The organism is Cutibacterium sp. KBN10P07758, assembly GCF_050286205.1.
GTDB classification, from domain to species: Bacteria; Actinomycetota; Actinomycetes; order Propionibacteriales; family Propionibacteriaceae; genus Cutibacterium; species Cutibacterium acnes.
In genome coordinates this window covers 1908938-1925788 of record NZ_JBNNQV010000001.1, presented here as the reverse complement: position 1 = coordinate 1925788, position 16851 = coordinate 1908938, and the positions used below count along the sequence as shown (strand labels likewise).

Annotated in this window: 10 protein-coding genes, 1 tRNA gene, 3 rRNA genes and 2 pseudogenes; 8 read left to right on the top strand and 8 right to left on the bottom strand. The window is 57.3% G+C overall.

Features of this window, described 5'->3' with window-relative positions:
- Positions 1 to 2: 2 nt before the first annotated feature.
- The 4 genes from ACOYO3_RS09460 (at position 3) to ACOYO3_RS09445 (ending at position 2539) form a co-directional block, all read left to right on the top strand.
- Positions 3 to 545 carry a DUF501 domain-containing protein gene (locus ACOYO3_RS09460; protein WP_002516630.1) on the top strand — a complete coding sequence of 181 codons (543 nt, stop codon included), beginning with the start codon at positions 3 to 5 and terminating at the stop codon, positions 543 to 545.
- Entirely contained in the window at positions 542 to 1474 is a 933-nt protein-coding gene (locus tag ACOYO3_RS09455) for a Ppx/GppA phosphatase family protein (RefSeq protein WP_002524751.1), read from the top strand. Before ACOYO3_RS09460 ends, ACOYO3_RS09455 begins: the two co-directional genes overlap by 4 nt.
- A 10-nt stretch (positions 1475 to 1484) precedes the next feature.
- Positions 1485 to 1558 (top strand) — tRNA-Leu (locus ACOYO3_RS09450).
- 147 nt (positions 1559 to 1705) lie between these two features.
- Entirely contained in the window at positions 1706 to 2539 is an 834-nt protein-coding gene (locus ACOYO3_RS09445; protein ID WP_002517278.1) for a Bax inhibitor-1/YccA family protein, read from the top strand.
- Positions 2540 to 2610: 71 nt separating this feature from the next.
- Here ACOYO3_RS09445 and ACOYO3_RS09440 read toward each other — a convergent pair whose 3' ends face one another.
- Both ACOYO3_RS09440 and ACOYO3_RS09435 read right to left on the bottom strand, forming a co-directional pair.
- Positions 2611 to 3240, bottom strand: coding sequence for an NUDIX hydrolase (locus ACOYO3_RS09440; protein ID WP_002518819.1), 630 nt, complete (start codon positions 3238 to 3240; stop codon positions 2611 to 2613).
- A gap of 142 nt (positions 3241 to 3382) precedes the next feature.
- Positions 3383 to 4222, bottom strand: a complete 840-nt coding sequence (locus ACOYO3_RS09435) for a hypothetical protein (RefSeq protein ID WP_002516731.1) — start codon at positions 4220 to 4222, stop codon at positions 3383 to 3385.
- Between the two features lie 348 nt (positions 4223 to 4570).
- Between ACOYO3_RS09435 and ACOYO3_RS09430 the strand changes: the two are divergent.
- The 4 genes and pseudogenes from ACOYO3_RS09430 (at position 4571) to rrf (ending at position 10085) form a co-directional block, all read left to right on the top strand.
- Positions 4571 to 4760: pseudogene (locus tag ACOYO3_RS09430) on the top strand (hypothetical protein).
- 281 nt (positions 4761 to 5041) lie between these two features.
- Positions 5042 to 6566 (top strand): 16S ribosomal RNA (locus tag ACOYO3_RS09425).
- 215 nt (positions 6567 to 6781) lie between these two features.
- Positions 6782 to 9864 (top strand): 23S ribosomal RNA (locus tag ACOYO3_RS09420).
- A 104-nt stretch (positions 9865 to 9968) separates the two neighbouring features.
- Positions 9969 to 10085: ribosomal RNA gene (gene rrf, locus ACOYO3_RS09415) — 5S ribosomal RNA — on the top strand.
- Together the 16S, 23S and 5S rRNA genes form the textbook arrangement of a ribosomal RNA operon.
- A 361-nt stretch (positions 10086 to 10446) precedes the next feature.
- Here the strand turns inward: rrf and ACOYO3_RS09410 are convergent.
- The 6 genes and pseudogenes from ACOYO3_RS09410 to ACOYO3_RS09385 all read right to left on the bottom strand — a co-directional run.
- A pseudogene (locus ACOYO3_RS09410) lies at positions 10447 to 10563 on the bottom strand (GNAT family N-acetyltransferase); the annotation flags it as partial.
- A gap of 118 nt (positions 10564 to 10681) precedes the next feature.
- Positions 10682 to 12241 (bottom strand): hypothetical protein, encoded by a 1560-nt coding sequence (locus ACOYO3_RS09405; RefSeq protein ID WP_002525562.1) that lies wholly within the window; start codon positions 12239 to 12241, stop codon positions 10682 to 10684.
- On the bottom strand, positions 12183 to 12509 hold the full coding sequence (locus ACOYO3_RS09400; protein ID WP_002519247.1) for a hypothetical protein: 327 nt from the start codon (positions 12507 to 12509) through the stop codon (positions 12183 to 12185). Before ACOYO3_RS09400 ends, ACOYO3_RS09405 begins: the two co-directional genes overlap by 59 nt.
- A gap of 14 nt (positions 12510 to 12523) precedes the next feature.
- Complete coding sequence (locus ACOYO3_RS09395; RefSeq protein WP_002525563.1) at positions 12524 to 13558, bottom strand: glycoside hydrolase family 3 N-terminal domain-containing protein; 1035 nt, start codon at positions 13556 to 13558, stop codon at positions 12524 to 12526.
- A gap of 256 nt (positions 13559 to 13814) precedes the next feature.
- The gene (locus ACOYO3_RS09390; protein WP_427305865.1) at positions 13815 to 15248 is read right to left on the bottom strand and encodes a serine/threonine-protein kinase; all 1434 of its coding nucleotides are present in this window, start codon (positions 15246 to 15248) and stop codon (positions 13815 to 13817) included.
- Positions 15249 to 15308: 60 nt separating this feature from the next.
- Complete coding sequence (locus tag ACOYO3_RS09385; protein ID WP_002518363.1) at positions 15309 to 16736, bottom strand: amino acid permease; 1428 nt, start codon at positions 16734 to 16736, stop codon at positions 15309 to 15311.
- Positions 16737 to 16851: the final 115 nt, after the last annotated feature.

Genomic DNA, 16851 nt, shown 5'->3' with positions numbered 1-16851 from the left:
CCATGCTAGAAGAATTTACTGAGAACGACCGTCAGGACGTCCGGGACCAGCTTGGCCGCGAACCACGAGGAGTCGCCGGTGTGGCCTGGCGCTGTGGTTGCGGTAAACCAGGTGTCATTGCTACCGAGCCTCGGCTGCCGAACGGCACCCCGTTTCCGACGACTTATTACCTTACCTGTCCGCGTGCTGCATCCCTCATTGGGACCCTGGAGTCTTCGGGGCTGATGGCTCGGATGACCGAACGACTCGGTGAGGATGAGGAGCTTGCCGACCAGTACCGGCGCGCCCATGAGTCCTATATTGCTGATCGCGTTCAGATCGGCGAGGACGCCGGTCTTGACCCGGTTCCTGAGATCGATGGGATTTCCGCTGGCGGTATGCCGACGCGCGTGAAATGTCTGCATGCTCTGGCAGGGCACGCCTTAGCTGTCGGGCCTGGGGTCAACCCGTTTGGGGATGAGGTCGTTGCAGAGCTGGGAGAGTTCTGGTGCGACCCATGCGCCCCTGAGCATCGCGAGCCCGAGTCGGACAGGAGGATTGTATGAGCGGCAGCCACACCGTTGCAGCTATCGACTGCGGGACGAATTCGATTCGCCTCCTCATCGCATCAGCCGATTCGGACGGGCGTTTGGTCGAGCAGGCACGAGAACTGGAAATGGTGAGGCTCGGTCAGGGGGTTGACGCCACCGGTTCCTTCCGTCCCGACGCCCTTGAGCGCACTTTCTCAGCCTGTCGCACCTTCGCCCAGGCTATCGCGGACCACCACTGCGACCGGGTGGGTTTTGTTGCCACCTCGGCTGCTCGTGACGTCTCCAACCGCGATGCCTTTTTCGCGGGAGTCCGTCAAGCTCTGGGGGTGGACGCGGAGGTCATAGACGGCATGGAAGAGGCGAGTTTGTCTTTTGCTGGAGCGATTTCTGGGATCCAGGTAATCGATGAGCCGGTTCTTGTTATTGATTGTGGAGGTGGCTCGACGGAGCTGGTGCTGGGCCGTGGGTCTAGCATCGACTCTCGGGTGAGCCTCAATATTGGCTCGGTACGGCTGCGTGAGCGTTTCCTCCATGACGACCCGCCCACCGTCGAGCAGATCGACGACGCTCGCAAGTACGTTCGTGAAGCCTTGGATTCCTGCCCGGTTGACGTTGCCGCCGCCCGTACCGTCATCGGCGTTGCGGGTACGGTCACGAGCTTGTCCGCAATTGGCCAGAATCTCACAGATTATGACCGCGCCAAGGTGCATCGTTCGGTACTGACGGTCGGCCAGATTTCCGACCTGGCGGGCAAGTTGCTCTCGTCTACTGTTGATGAAGTCGAGCAGATGGGACCGCTGAAGCGACGCCGTGCAGAAGTGTTGTGTGGAGGTGCCGTTATTATTGACGAGGTATGCCGTCGTGCGACGGCAGGTAAACTTGTCGTCTCGGAGACCGATATCCTTGACGGCATGGCGCTGGCAATGCTGGCGCAGGGGAGCTGAAGTGCTCCTGGCCCCCGTAGCCCAACCGGCAGAGGCAGACGGCTTAAACCCGTCCCAGTGCGGGTTCGAATCCCGTCGGGGGTACACAGCTTCACCAGGAGCAGCTACGCAGTGTGTACGACCTCAGTCGTCGCTAGTGTGAAAAGCTCGTTCCGCGGTACGGGGAAGGTTTCGTGTCGTCGCTGCGTTGTTTAGAGTAGACGTCACCACACGTCTTCACAGGAGGATCACATGGCTAACCCGGTCTTTAGCCGAGCCGAGGCCTTCCAGCCGCGCGGTAACCCGTACGGGCAGCCGGCGTACGCAGGTCAGGGGTATCGGGCGCAGTACGGCGTATCAGGGCAGCCTGGCGGCGAGTCGGGCTCTCTATTAGACGGCCCGCAAGGACAGAGTGCCGAGCGCGCGATGACTTTTGATGACGTCCTCGGCCGTACTGGCCTGGTTCTGCTCATCATTGCTGCCATTGGTGCTGTGAGCTTCGCGCTGATTGGGCCGAACGTGGTGGCAAGTGGCCCTGCCTTGGTGGTCGGATCGATTGCAGCATTCATTACTGCGATGGTCGTCAGCACTCGCCGTACGGTGCCGGTCGGTGGCGTCATCTTCTACTGCATCTGCGAAGGGCTGGTCCTTGGCTCTATGTCAGCCATGTTTGAGACCGCTTACCCCGGTATCGTGGTGCAGGCCGTCTTGGGTACTTTCGCCGCTGCCGGCGTGACCTTGGCGGCATACAAGTTCTTTAATATCCGGGTGACGCCGCGATTTCGTCAGATCGTCATCATTTCCACCTTCGGCTTTGCCCTTGCGATGCTCGTCAACCTCGTGTTGATGCTATTCAGGATCAACATTGGCGTTGCTAGTTTTGGCCCTATCGGCATCTTGTGCTCAGCGCTGGGTGTGGTGCTGGCCGCCATGAACCTTGTCGTAGATTTTGACTACGCCGAGCAGGGTGTGCGCAACCAAGCCCCAGCATCTGAGTCTTGGCGTGCGGCCTTCGGCATCGCTGTGACGATGGTGTGGCTCTACACAGAGATCTTGCGGATTCTCAGTTACTTCCGGGCTGATTGACATTGACGCCAGAGGGGGCTTGGTCATCGTGACCAAGCCCCCTTCGTCATGCCTGTGGTAACTGTGGCTGATCAGGTGCTGGGGACGTCGCGCAGATGGGTCTCAAGACACATGCGTGTCGCGGCTCCCCAGGACAGCCGACGCCAACGCCACAGCGGTATCCACTGGGCTGACTGGGTGGTGCCACCGACGTCGATGACGTAGGGGTCGGTGGGGTTTTCGCTGGTGGCTGAGTAGATGATCCGCAGGGCATGGAAGTCCTCTAGCACCCCGGTGGGGGAACGGCCGATCCAATGATCGGACTGCAGATCGATGATGCGGTTAAGGCGGACACGCTGTCCGGACTCTTCCATGACCTCACGGGTGACCGCTTGCGCGGGGGATTCACCGGGTTCTAAACCACCTCCAGGTAGCGCCCACAGGCCAGGGACTGCGGTGCGTGGCGAGCACTCGGTACCCAGTAATCCCCGCCGTGACCGTACAACGGCGTAGGCCGCAATGCGTTGGTACGGACGAACTGGTTCGTCGGCTTGTCTGTCCTCGGAGAGATCCGGCACGCTCTTTCGGGTGCGGGGAGGCTGAGAGCTAGACGTTCGAGGCGCGACGTGGGCGGTGACGACGATCTCGTCGTCGACCCGATCGGCAGATAAGTACTCTCTGACGACGAGCCCGTGACGCCACAATTCGACGTGTGGATTCATCCCATGGCGGACGCGGAAGGCATGGGTCTGCCCACTGCCTGGCGTTCCGACTGCGGTGATGAGCACACTTTCATTCAACCACCTTGATCCGAGGCTAGCGGTCTAGCTCCTTGATGGGCTGAATTATTCGAGGACCTGGAAGCTACTTGATCTTGTCGGTGACGTCGGTGCCGTCGGTATTAAAAGCCCTAGTCAGGCCGTTAATGTCAACGCGAAGGACGGGCGTGTCAAGCTTCGTGTCCTGAGAAATGGTCCATTCCATGTCGGATGGCTTCTGGTGGGCTTGCGCAGCCGCGAGATTCATGATGCGGACGATGACGTGTGGATTCAGGAGGCCAGGCGAGAAGGTTGCGGACGCGTCGCTCCTGCGTTGTACCGCCCATGCGGGCATATCGGCAGACCGGGTCCGCCTCATGACGATGCCAGGTGTCGTTGTCGGCGTATCGACGATGATGGCCTTACCGGGCTGGTAGCTGATCTGGTCGACTTGCTTAGCGCTCGCGACAGCATCACTTAATGCCTCAGTCATGCCAGAAGTCGATGCGAAGTCAATGTGGTTGATGGCAGATCCATTGGGTCGGAAGAAGACGGTCTGGGTTTCTGGCTTGGTCGAGACTGTCATGAGGACAGTACCTTGGTTGTACTCGACGATCTGCAAGTTCTGGTTCATATGGGATCCGGAGATATCGGCGGCCCTGCTTAATATCACGGGCAACTTCTCTACGGCGAAGTCGCCAGGATTGAAGGGGCGTGACGCTGTTTGAGTGCTCTGAGTTGCTGACGAGTCGATCTTGCCGTTCTGCCAGGTCCAGATTGTTGGGGAGTTACCGATCTGAACGGTGATGCTGAGCGCACCCTTAGTGATGTCTACCTTGGTGATAGGTCCATTGCCCGACGCTGCAACAAGTTCATTGATGATCGCGCGGGTATGGATGCCATCGAGCGGGGATACCGAGGCCGTGACCTTGGACGACGGGACCAAAGCAGTTCGGCTCGGCTCGTCTGAAGGCGTCGTGGGAGTTGTTGAAGTACATGACGCACACACGCATAGCGCGGCCGCACTGAGGATCACGCTTGCGGTTTGACGGAACCTTATTCGATACGTCATGGGGTGAGTCTATGAGGAGTTCAGCGACTGGATAGGTCTCGAGAGGGGCAACGACGGGGTAGGTAGGCCCGGGGTGAAGATGCGGCTGTTTTGTGGGTTTGTGTTGGTGGTGGGGGTGTGTGTAGTGTGTGTCGGGCCGTTGGGGGCTGCGTGTGTGGTTCTTGGTGGTGGCTGTGTTTGGATGTTTTCTTGTCGGGTTTGACGGCGGGGGAGTGTTCGGGTATGGTTTTCCGGGCTGCTGCTTTGGTGGTGGTGTGGTTGGCTGGTTCTGCTGGCTGGTTCTGCTGGCTGGTTCTGCTGGCTGGTTCTGCTGGCTGGTTCTGCTGGCTGGTTCTGCTGGCTGGTTCTGCTGGCTGGTTCTGCTGGCTGGTTCTGGGATCGTGGTTTTGTGGTTTCGGGGTTGGTGTGGTAGGGTTGGTCGGGTCGCCTTGTGATGGTTTCTGCATGGTTTGTGTGGGGATTGTTGTGGTGGGTGTGATGTTTGAGAACTCAACAGTGTGTCTTTGATAGTCAATAGTTTTGATGCATCTGTTTGTTGTGGATGTGTCGGATTTGTTTATGATTCCTTTGTGATTCTGGACATGTGACTGAATTTTTTTGGTCAGTGTTTGGGGTTAGTGTATTGGATTCTTCGTGGTGTCACTGTTGCCTGTGTGCGTGCTGTGTGCGCGTGTGTGGGTGGGTGATATTTTTTCATTGGAGAGTTTGATCCTGGCTCAGGACGAACGCTGGCGGCGTGCTTAACACATGCAAGTCGAACGGAAAGGCCCTGCTTTTGTGGGGTGCTCGAGTGGCGAACGGGTGAGTAACACGTGAGTAACCTGCCCTTGACTTTGGGATAACTTCAGGAAACTGGGGCTAATACCGGATAGGAGCTCCTGCTGCATGGTGGGGGTTGGAAAGTTTCGGCGGTTGGGGATGGACTCGCGGCTTATCAGCTTGTTGGTGGGGTAGTGGCTTACCAAGGCTTTGACGGGTAGCCGGCCTGAGAGGGTGACCGGCCACATTGGGACTGAGATACGGCCCAGACTCCTACGGGAGGCAGCAGTGGGGAATATTGCACAATGGGCGGAAGCCTGATGCAGCAACGCCGCGTGCGGGATGACGGCCTTCGGGTTGTAAACCGCTTTCGCCTGTGACGAAGCGTGAGTGACGGTAATGGGTAAAGAAGCACCGGCTAACTACGTGCCAGCAGCCGCGGTGATACGTAGGGTGCGAGCGTTGTCCGGATTTATTGGGCGTAAAGGGCTCGTAGGTGGTTGATCGCGTCGGAAGTGTAATCTTGGGGCTTAACCCTGAGCGTGCTTTCGATACGGGTTGACTTGAGGAAGGTAGGGGAGAATGGAATTCCTGGTGGAGCGGTGGAATGCGCAGATATCAGGAGGAACACCAGTGGCGAAGGCGGTTCTCTGGGCCTTTCCTGACGCTGAGGAGCGAAAGCGTGGGGAGCGAACAGGCTTAGATACCCTGGTAGTCCACGCTGTAAACGGTGGGTACTAGGTGTGGGGTCCATTCCACGGGTTCCGTGCCGTAGCTAACGCTTTAAGTACCCCGCCTGGGGAGTACGGCCGCAAGGCTAAAACTCAAAGGAATTGACGGGGCCCCGCACAAGCGGCGGAGCATGCGGATTAATTCGATGCAACGCGTAGAACCTTACCTGGGTTTGACATGGATCGGGAGCGCTCAGAGATGGGTGTGCCTCTTTTGGGGTCGGTTCACAGGTGGTGCATGGCTGTCGTCAGCTCGTGTCGTGAGATGTTGGGTTAAGTCCCGCAACGAGCGCAACCCTTGTTCACTGTTGCCAGCACGTTATGGTGGGGACTCAGTGGAGACCGCCGGGGTCAACTCGGAGGAAGGTGGGGATGACGTCAAGTCATCATGCCCCTTATGTCCAGGGCTTCACGCATGCTACAATGGCTGGTACAGAGAGTGGCGAGCCTGTGAGGGTGAGCGAATCTCGGAAAGCCGGTCTCAGTTCGGATTGGGGTCTGCAACTCGACCTCATGAAGTCGGAGTCGCTAGTAATCGCAGATCAGCAACGCTGCGGTGAATACGTTCCCGGGGCTTGTACACACCGCCCGTCAAGTCATGAAAGTTGGTAACACCCGAAGCCGGTGGCCTAACCGTTGTGGGGGAGCCGTCGAAGGTGGGACTGGTGATTAGGACTAAGTCGTAACAAGGTAGCCGTACCGGAAGGTGCGGCTGGATCACCTCCTTTCTAAGGAGTTTTTGTGAGTGGAATGTTGGCGTCCTGCCTGTGATGGGTGGGGTTGGGGGCATGCTGTTGGGTTGTGGGGTATCACATGTGTGGTGGCCTGTGCGGTGCTGTGTTGCGTGCGTGTGTGCGTGATGTGGTGTTCGTGTGGTGGTTGAGAACTGTATAGTGGATGCGAGTATCTTTATTGTTGTATGTGTTTGTGCGACGTGGTGTTGTGCAAAGTTGTGTAGTGCGATCGGTGGATGCCTTGGCACCAAGAGCCGATGAAGGACGTTGTGACCTGCGATAAGCCCTGGGGAGTTGGTGAGCGAGCTGTGATCCGGGGATGTCCGAATGGGGAAACCTGGAATGTCCGGAGTAGTGTCCGGTGGCCCTGCCCTGAATGTATAGGGGTGTGGGTGGTAACGCGGGGAAGTGAAACATCTTAGTACCCGTAGGAAGAGAAAACAAGTGTGATTCCGTGAGTAGTGGCGAGCGAAAGCGGAGGAGGCTAAACCGTGTGTGTGTTCAAGCCGGCAGGTGTTGCATGTGCGGGGTTGTGGGGGCCTTGTGGTTCTGCTGCCGCAGGATTGGCCAGTGAGAAATGTTGCGTGAAGGTGAAGCGTCTGGGAAGGCGTACCGGAGTGGGTGAGAGTCCTGTAACTGTAAGCGTGGCACTGGTGTGGGGTTGCCCCGAGTAGCGTGGAACTCGTGGAATTTCGCGTGAATCTGGCGGGACCACCCGTCAAGCCTAAATACTCCTTGGTGACCGATAGTGGATGAGTACCGTGAGGGAAGGGTGAAAAGTACCCCGGGAGGGGAGTGAAAGAGTTCCTGAAACCGGTCGCATGCAAGCCGTCAGAGCCTGTGTGGTGATGGCGTGCCTTTTGAAGAATGAGCCTGCGAGTTAGTGATGCGTGGCGAGGTTAACCCGTGGTGGGGGAGTCGTAGCGAAAGCGAGTCCGATAAGGGCGTGAGTCGCGTGTTCTAGACCCGAAGCGGTGTGATCTATCCATGGCCAGGATGAAGCGTCGGTAAGACGTCGTGGAGGTCCGAACCCACTTCAGTTGAAAATGGAGGGGATGAGTTGTGGATAGGGGTGAAAGGCCAATCAAACACCGTGATAGCTGGTTCTCCCCGAAATGCATTTAGGTGCAGCGTTGCGTGGTTCTTGTTGGAGGTAGAGCACTGGATGGTCTAGGGGGCTTATCGGCTTACCGAAATCAGCCAAACTCCGAATGCTGGCAAGTGTAGCGTGGCAGTGAGACGGCGGGGGATAAGCTTCGTCGTCGAGAGGGAAACAGCCCAGATCATCAGCTAAGGCCCCTAAGTGGTGACTCAGTGGGAAAGGATGTGGAGTTGCGTAGACAACCAGGAGGTTGGCTTGGAAGCAGCCATCCTTGAAAGAGTGCGTAATAGCTCACTGGTCAAGTGATTCCGCGCCGATAATGTAGCGGGGCTTAAGTTATCCGCCGAAGCTGTGGCAACCTGTGTGGTTGGGTAGGGGAGCGTCGTGTCAGTGGTGAAGCTGCCGGGTGACTGTGTGGTGGAGTTGATGCGAGTGAGAATGCAGGCATGAGTAGCGTGTGACGGGTGGGAATCCCGTCCGCCGATTATCCAAGGGTTCCAGGGTCAAGTTTGTCTGCCCTGGGTGAGTCGGGTCCTAAGGCGAGGCCGACAGGCGTAGTCGATGGGTAACCAGTTGATATTCTGGTACCGGCTTGTCACCGTCCGTGTCGAGGTGTGTGATGCTAAGCATGTGAGCTTGTCTTGGGAGTGTTTTTGATGCTTCTGGGGTGGGTGAGTGTGTGAACCGATCATGTAGTAGGCAAGCTGCGGAGGGACGCAGTGAGGTAGCTCATCCCCGGTGATGGTTGTCCGGGGCTAAGTGTGTGGACTGTCTGGTAGGTAAATCCGCTGGGCGTGAAGGTTGAGGCATGATGGGGAGCCCACGGTTGTGGGTGAGTGAGTGATCCTGTACTGTCGAGAAAAGCTTCGTGAGCGAGGTGGCGGGTCCGCCCGTACCCTAAACCGACACTGGTGGATAGGTAGAGTATACCGAGGCGATCGAGTGAATCGTGGTGAAGGAACTCGGCAAAATGCCCCCGTAACTTTGGGATAAGGGGGACCTGAGCTGTCGTGCACCCGTGCGGTGTGGTGGCGGTGAGGGGCGCAGAGTCCAGGGGGAAACGACTGTTTACCAAAAACACAGGTCCGTGCGAAGTCGTAAGACGATGTATACGGACTGACTCCTGCCCGGTGCTGGAAGGTTAAGGGGAACTGTGAGTGTATGCGTAGCGGTGAACTTAAGCCCCAGTAAACGGCGGTGGTAACTATAACCATCCTAAGGTAGCGAAATTCCTTGTCGGGTAAGTTCCGACCTGCACGAATGGAGTAACGATTTCCCTACTGTCTCCACCATGAACTCGGTGAAATTGCATTACGAGTAAAGATGCTCGTTACGCGCAGCAGGACGGAAAGACCCCGGGACCTTTACTATAGTTTGGTATTGGTGATTGGGACGGTTTGTGTAGGATAGGTGGGAGACGTTGATGCGGCCACGCTAGTGGTGGTGGAGTCGTTGGTGAAATACCACTCTGATTGTTCTGGTTATCTCACTGTGGACCGTGATCCGGTTCAAGGACAGTGCCTGATGGGTAGTTTGACTGGGGCGGTCGCCTCCTAAAGGGTAACGGAGGCGCCCAAAGGTTCCCTCAGCCTGGTTGGTAATCAGGTGGTGAGTGTAAGTGCACAAGGGGGCTTGACTGTGAGACTGACAGGTCGAGCAGGGACGAAAGTCGGGACTAGTGATCTGACGGTGGCTTGTGGATGCGCCGTCACTCAACGGATAAAAGGTACCCCGGGGATAACAGGCTGATCTTGCCCGAGCGCTCATAGCGACGGCATGGTTTGGCACCTCGATGTCGGCTCGTCGCATCCTGGGGCTGGAGTCGGTCCCAAGGGTTGGGCTGTTCGCCCATTAAAGCGGCACGCGAGCTGGGTTCAGAACGTCGTGAGACAGTTCGGTCCCTATCCGCTGCGCGCGGAGGAATCTTGAGAAGGGCTGTCTTTAGTACGAGAGGACCGAGACGGACTGACCTCTGGTGTGCCAGTTGTTCTGCCAAGAGCATGGCTGGTTGGCTACGTCGGGTTGTGATAACCGCTGAAAGCATCTAAGCGGGAAGCACGCTTCAAGATAAGGGTTCCCACAGGAGTGTTCCTGGTAAGGTCCCCGAGAGATGATCGGGTTGATAGGCCAGACGTGGACGCATCGTAAGGTGTGGAGCTGACTGGTACTAATAGACCGAGGACTTTCATTAACACCATACGCGTGTGTGCGCGTGACTCGTATCCACTATACGGCTCCCAGCCCCTTCACGGGCGGCGCCGTTCATACATTAATGATATGGTTTTATCAGGTTTTCCGGTGGCCATAGTGGAAGGGAAACACCCGGTCCCATTCCGAACCCGGTCGTTAAGCCTTCCAACGCTGATGGTACTGCACGAGGGATCGTGTGGGAGAGTAAGACGCTGCCGGAATACTTATACTGTTCCTTCCCCCCAAGGGGGAAGGAGTATGCGTGTGTGGGTGTATCACCCCTCCAGCCAGACTGGCTGGAGGGGTGATACACCCACACACGCATACCCACACGCCCAGGCCCCAGCCAGACTATAGGTCGCATTATTGCTAGACATAACCAGGCCCGGGTGTAGGGGAATACGAGTGTGGCCTGACACCACACCACCAGATTATGTAGCCATGCCACGTGGGAGGCATGGCTAGCGTGTCCTAACACTCACTGAAACCACCACACCAACACTAACTGCTCGGCGCGCTAGCACTACGACCAGAAACCATCACAATCAAAGTATGTGGACCAACCATGCACACCAGGGCCGGCTAGCCACAACAACCTAGAGTCTGGTCGACACGCAACATAACCACACGCCTACCACGATACGACACCACCACAAACCCCACCCGACGACACACCCGCACCAACCACCCAACACTGAGTTCGTGACCTTGTCCGTGACGCATGTATGTTGTGATGCCTGCAGAGTTCATAGGATCTCATAAGCAATGACGTGGCTTCCTCTCAACAGGAAGCCACGTCATTGCTTGAATCTGGTTATCAACACGTTGTTGGGCTGAAGTCAGAATTCCTAATCATGTAGGCGACAACCTTGCCACCGTTAAAGAGGTAATCGATTTCTTTGCCGTGATACGAATATGCGAGGGCCTTCTGAAAGCCCAGCTTGATTCCTGAGAACTCCGTGCTGACGTCGATCAGTTTGAGTTTAGAATAGTCAGACCGCAGTTGTGCCTCTGTAATTCCAATGCGTGCTCCATTTGAGGTGGCGTTGTTGCCCCCGGTAAAGAGGTATGCTTGTGCCTTACCGCCCTGGGTCCAGACACCACCGAGGAGATCGCCGTATCGGCTATATGCCGTTGGGTTTCGCGTGCAACCGTCACCGACGCCGTCCGGAATAACGTGGATTGTACTGGCAAGTTCGGAGGTGCTCTTGTCTAAGTTAAGAGGTCCAACACCTGCCATTTCGCCAAGACGGATGGGGCTCGCCTTAGCCAAGTCGTACACGATGGCGGCATCGCACTGTTTATTGTTCATGACCTGGCTGGCTGCAACAGCTGCCTTATCTCCCAGGGTCTTGAGCATTGCATCGCAGTCATTATCATCGACAATGACACCGCCCTGGGAGAGAGGCTCCCAATGACTTCCATTTTTCCTCATTACCAGGTGTCCGCCATTGGGACCGGCGGATTTACCGTTAATATTAAATGTAGACGCATAGGCAACAGCAGCGTTTTGTCCATCGGCAGCCAGGCTGACCCACTGCACTTGCGCGTCCGGGGCATTAAATAGCTGACGGACGAGGTCAGGAGACGGGGTAGTCGAGGCATCGTTGGGAACGCTCGGCATCGGTGTGGCGGAAGCAGGAGCGACACTTGTAGCGCCGGCAGTGGCCGTCGATGTCGAGGTGACCGTGACCTCAGGGGTAGGGGACTTTGAGGCCGAGGCGGCCGGCTTCGATGCTGTTGCAGGAACAGCTTTCGTCGCACCCGACTTGGACCTCAGATAAAAGAATATTCCGGCACCGATGGCAACGACGAGAATTGCTGCAACGGCAATAATCCAGTATTGACTTTTGCGTGTAGGTTGGGGAGCATCGCTGAATGGGATCCCGCCGACCGGTTCGCTGATGTGCTCATGGTCGGTGCCGGTTGTACCTGCGGGTGTTCCCTCAGCCATGTAGCTGAGATCTGGCTGTGCGTTAGGCTCATATGCCTGCGTGGCAGGGAAGAACGCTCCAGATGGGCCGTACCAGCCAGGCCCACGTTCACCATTGCTGTCGAAGTAATAGTTTGGGTCGTTTTGGAGATTATCGACGTCACCCTGGCCGATAGCAGCCGCGGGAGTGCTTTGGACGTCATCGATCTGTGCTCCGGGCTGGCCGTCCCAGCCCTGAAGGTTGGGGTCCCAGCCCTGGTGGCTATCCCATCCTTGCGGGTTCTGGCCGGTTTGCCACCCTTGTTGTGGATACTGGGTGGGGTCCCACCCCTGCTGGGGGTTTTGTCCGTCCCAGCCTTGCTGGGGATACTGGCCATTCCAGCCTTCATACTGGCCTGCTGGCTGGCTCCATCCGGGGGGCAGTACTCTCGCTTCCCCAACCATCGCCGCTCTGGGGGTATTGGTTCCAGTCTTGTGGGTACTGGGCGTTCTGATAATCGCTTTGCTGCGGATACTGCTGATTGTCGTAATCGTCAGGATTCGTCGAGAATTGCTGCGTAGCCTCGCGATCCTGCGAGAGTTCCTGGGCTGGCTCGTCATCTCGCGCCTGACCACTATTCGAATCGGGCTGCTCGGGGGTCAATTCGGCGTCATTGTAGCCAGAGTGTGAATCGTCTGGGTACTTCTCTTTGCTGGATCCATCGTCAGTCATGATTCGTTCTCCCCTCACTTCGTCAATGAATGCGCCAATTTGACATTGATGACATGGCTAGCAGCGTCAACAAGACGCTTCTTACCGGACGCGGACGTCGCGGTCGACGTCAACGCGCGAATCATGGGGCCTGCCAGAAGGGGGTCAGCTGTGATAGCTAGATCGCCGCCGGCAGAGACGAATTTGCTTGCCCGATGACCACCATCGACTGAGAATACTGAGACTGAACTCCCCAGGTCGTCGGACACGATGAGTCCCTGATAACCGAAGTCTCCGCGCAGCATATCTGTCATAATCTTTGATGAAAATAACCCGAGGGTGCCGGGATCGATCTTTGAGTAGTACGCGGATGCGATCATGACGGCTTCAGATCCAGCGTCAAAGGCCATCCGGAAAGACTCAAGATATCGGTCGTGGCGGGTGGTCTTGTCGTCAGTAATCCCGGCGGATTTGAAGTCAGTATCCTCCGTGATCCGTCCGATGCCAGGAAAATGCTTAGTGGTCGAAATGATCCCCGCTTTGCGGTGTCCCGCAACGACGGCTGCCGAGTATTGCCCGCAGAGGTGCGGATCGGTTCCGAAACCACGATGATGCTTGGCAATTGGCTTATTACGTACCCCAAGGCGAGGGTCGATGACGCCAGCCACGGGGGAGAAGACCATATGGACGCCGAGTTTGGCGAGTTGACGAGCACCGGTCGTTACGACTGCTTGCACCTTGGCCGGGGACATCCGGGCCAGAGCTTCCTGACTCGGCAGGTGATCGACTCCTGGCACCCGGATGTTCTGGATTTCGCCACCTTCGTGGTCAGTTGCGACAATAGGTTTGATGCCCTGCGGGCTGACGTGATTAACAGCGCTGAGCATGGCCTCAAGCTTGGACCTGCTCGTCCAGTGTCCTAGCAGGAAGATTCCGGCTAAGCACTGGGTGTCAATGAGGTTGGTGATGTATTCGGGGGAGTCTGATGGCACTACGCCGACAAGAATGCATTGGCCGGCGCGTTGCTCGGGAGACAATTTCTTGGCGATTTCGACAGCTCGCGGATTCATGCGGATTGGGGTCGGCCTGGAGGTAGCCGTTGAGGCGTGAGATGGAGCCGACGTCGGGCTTGCCGAGGATGACGTCGAGGTGCCAGAAGGAGTCGGTGATGCCGTAACCGTGGTGGACGGTGGCTCCTTGGGCTGGGAATCTTGAGAGACGCATCCAGTAAGCGGCATGCTCAAACCGGCTGCGATGATTGTTCGCCGTCTCATAGGCAGAAGTATTTCACAGTAGGCCAGCTATCATCACTATGCCAGTGACCTATCATCCGGGTATGACGAGATAGACCTCGAGATCCTGGCTGCCACAGTCGACGTATTGCCCGACGGTATTGCAGGAAAAGTGTCGTGATTTTCCTGTTCTTGGATCCTGCGCGTCAATGGCGAAGCTTGCCGGATGGTTTGCTGGCACAGACCGCACCACTTCCAATGCCAGAGGACAGGTGGTGCGAGGATTTGCGATCCAGGCCCCTTGTCCACACTCCACCGCCCCGCCAGGAAGCTGGATCTGTATGGGAGAACTCATCGTTGTCACCGTGGCATGAGCCGTCACAGTTCGCGTTGGCCTGACCTCTGGCGTAGAGGTAGAGATTGGTGCCTGGGTTGGTTGAGGAGCGGCATCCGAATGAGATCCGGGCATCCCCTTGACGTAGAAGAACACCCCGGCTCCAACCAGTACCAGCACAGCTAACAGAGCAATAACCCACCCACTGCCGCGCTGTTGTGTAGCGACAGATGTCGCCGACGGTGCCGGGGGAGTAGCTCCGCTTATCGCTGACGGTGCCGACCGTACCAGTCGTGGCCTGGGCATAGGTTGTGGAGTGGGTCGGACAGGCTGGGACCGTCGACTGACGAGTCGTACCGGTTGCTCACCGTTGCGCCACGAACGCAGCTCAGAGGCCAGCACTTCAGCACTGTCGGGACGCTGAGAAGGATCGGGAGCCAGGCACGTCAGTATGGTGTTCCACAGCCGTGGATCGACGCCGGGGATGGCTGGTGGAGGCTGATTGCGGAGAAGATTTCCGGTTGAATTAGCCTGAAACGGCATGTGGCCAGCGAGTATCTCGTATAAGGTCACACCAAATGAGTACAGATCGCTGGCGGCCGTCGGCGTCCAACCAGCTGCAACTTCAGGAGCCTGGTAATAAGGGGTACCAACGACTTCGCGCGGGCCATGAAAGGCGACCACTTCGGAGACGCCGAAATCGGTAATCCGCGCCCCGCTGACATTCTCAGGATCCTCAATGAGGATATTCGCTGGTTTGATGTCGAGATGCCGAATACCGACGCGGTGAATTGCGGCGAGAGCCTGGCAAACCTCGATTCCCAGGGAGACCGCCGTGCCCTGGTCCAGGCGATGATCCGGAAGGGATTTCAGGACTTGCGCGAGATCCGGGCCGTCAACCAATTCCATGACGATGGCAAACGTTGAGGACTCGACGACCATGTCAGTGACCCGGACGACGGCGTCATCGTCGACGGACATGAAGATGTCACGCTCATCGATGAAGCGTCGGGTTGCGCCCTTATCCGTCGTCAGGGTTGGGTTGAGAATCTTGATGGCACAGGGGGATCCGTCATTGAGGTCATGGCCGCGCCACACCGTGCCCATGGAACCGCGTCCAAGCACATCGTCGAGAACGTAGTGGCTACCGACGCGCTTCGTCGTCGATTTGCCCATGACGCCCTCGTCGGACATGATTTACCCCCGCAATGACCGGATTCGACCGTACTTACTGTAGCGGCTGGAGTTGGGGGTCTAGTCGGCTGGCAGGTCGGTCTCGAGGTCGTCATGGTGGGAGCGGCGCCGAACGATTGCCCACACGATCCCCAACACGACGAACCAGATAGGAGCAGCAAGCAAGGCTTGAAGTGTGTCGTCAGCTCCAGTGAGAAGGACAATGACAAAGACGAAGAAAGCGAGTACGACCCACGGCATGAAACTGGCGCCGGGCATCGGATAGATCGACTTGGCATGAGCTTGAGGGTTGCGTCGTACGTGGACGATATGGCTGATGAGGATCATGCTCCATACGAAGACGAACAGCACCGCCGACACCGTCGTAACGAGTGTGAATGCTCCCATGACCGAGTCTTTCGCGGCGAGGATGAGGGCCGATCCGATGAGGATGATGGTGCAGAACAGTCCCCAGCCGGGGACACCGTGGCGGGATAGCTTGCCGAACGCGCGGGGCGCCATGCCCTTGTGGGCTAGGCCGTAGAGCATGCGAGACGTTGAGTAGACGCCTGAGTTGGCGCTCGAGGCCGCTGAGGTGAGGACGACGAAGTTCATGATGCCAGCGGCTGCGGTAAATCCAATGAGCCCGAACATTTGCACGAAGGGGGAGGAATCGGTCTGGATGAGATTCCATGGGGTAACGCACATCATGGCGAGTAGAGCTGCCACATAGAACACGAGAACACGGACCGGCACAGCGTTGATGGCCTTAGGCATCGTCTTTGGGGGATTGGCGGTCTCAGCAGAGGTGGTGCCGACCAGCTCAATACCGACGTAGGCAAAGACTGCGATCTGGAAGCCGCCGAAGAATCCGCTCCAGCCACGTGGAGCGAAGCCACCGTAGGACCACAGATTCGACACCGACGCCTTATATCCGCTGGCTGAGGTAAATCCCATGACGATGAGCACAATTGCCACCGCAATGAGGGTGAGGATCGCGACGATCTTGATAAGGGCAAACCAGAACTCCAGCTCGCCGAAAAGTTTTACCGTTAAGAGGTTGAGGGCGAGGAGCAGGAGAAGCGTCGTCGCGGTGAGGATGAAGGCCCAAGCGCGGTCGTGAGTCCAGAAACTCCAATACGAGGTGATGGCGATGACGTCGGCCATGCCTGTGACGACCCAGCACAACCAATACGTCCATCCCAGAAAGAATCCTGCCCACGGGCCGAGGAGGTCAGCGGCAAAATCCTGAAAAGACTTCCATTGCAGGTTGTGCAGCAACAACTCGCCCATGGCACGCATGACGAAGAAGAGCATTGCGCCGATAACGAGGTAGGCCACCACGATGCTCGGACCGGCAGTGCTGATGGATTTGCCGGAGCCCATAAACAGGCCGGTACCTATGGCGCCGCTAATGGCAATAAGTTGGATGTGCCTATTGCTGAGGCTTCGCCGGAGGTGTTGCTCTTCAGCGGCGGAATGCTGATTCTTCACGGTCATGGGGAGCATTGTGTCCCGCCGAAGGGGTTGAGAATGGTCAACAATCTCATGTTCCACATCGTGGACGCCCTCTGGCCATTTTTGGACGATGTTGGGTAAAGCGTCGTGCTACGAGGAGACGATG

Excerpts from the sequence above, each read along its gene's own strand:
- ACOYO3_RS09460 (WP_002516630.1), top strand. The coding sequence starts at position 3 with ATGCTAGAAGAATTTACTGAGAACGACCGTCAGGACGTCCGGGACCAG.
- ACOYO3_RS09455 (WP_002524751.1), top strand. The coding sequence starts at position 542 with ATGAGCGGCAGCCACACCGTTGCAGCTATCGACTGCGGGACGAATTCG.
- ACOYO3_RS09445 (WP_002517278.1), top strand. The coding sequence starts at position 1,706 with ATGGCTAACCCGGTCTTTAGCCGAGCCGAGGCCTTCCAGCCGCGCGGT.
- ACOYO3_RS09440 (WP_002518819.1), bottom strand. The coding sequence starts at position 3,240 with ATGAATCCACACGTCGAATTGTGGCGTCACGGGCTCGTCGTCAGAGAG.
- ACOYO3_RS09405 (WP_002525562.1), bottom strand. The coding sequence starts at position 12,241 with ATGGTTGGGGAAGCGAGAGTACTGCCCCCCGGATGGAGCCAGCCAGCA.
- ACOYO3_RS09400 (WP_002519247.1), bottom strand. The coding sequence starts at position 12,509 with ATGACTGACGATGGATCCAGCAAAGAGAAGTACCCAGACGATTCACAC.
- ACOYO3_RS09395 (WP_002525563.1), bottom strand. The coding sequence starts at position 13,558 with ATGAATCCGCGAGCTGTCGAAATCGCCAAGAAATTGTCTCCCGAGCAA.
- ACOYO3_RS09390 (WP_427305865.1), bottom strand. The coding sequence starts at position 15,248 with ATGTCCGACGAGGGCGTCATGGGCAAATCGACGACGAAGCGCGTCGGT.
- ACOYO3_RS09385 (WP_002518363.1), bottom strand. The coding sequence starts at position 16,736 with ATGCTCCCCATGACCGTGAAGAATCAGCATTCCGCCGCTGAAGAGCAA.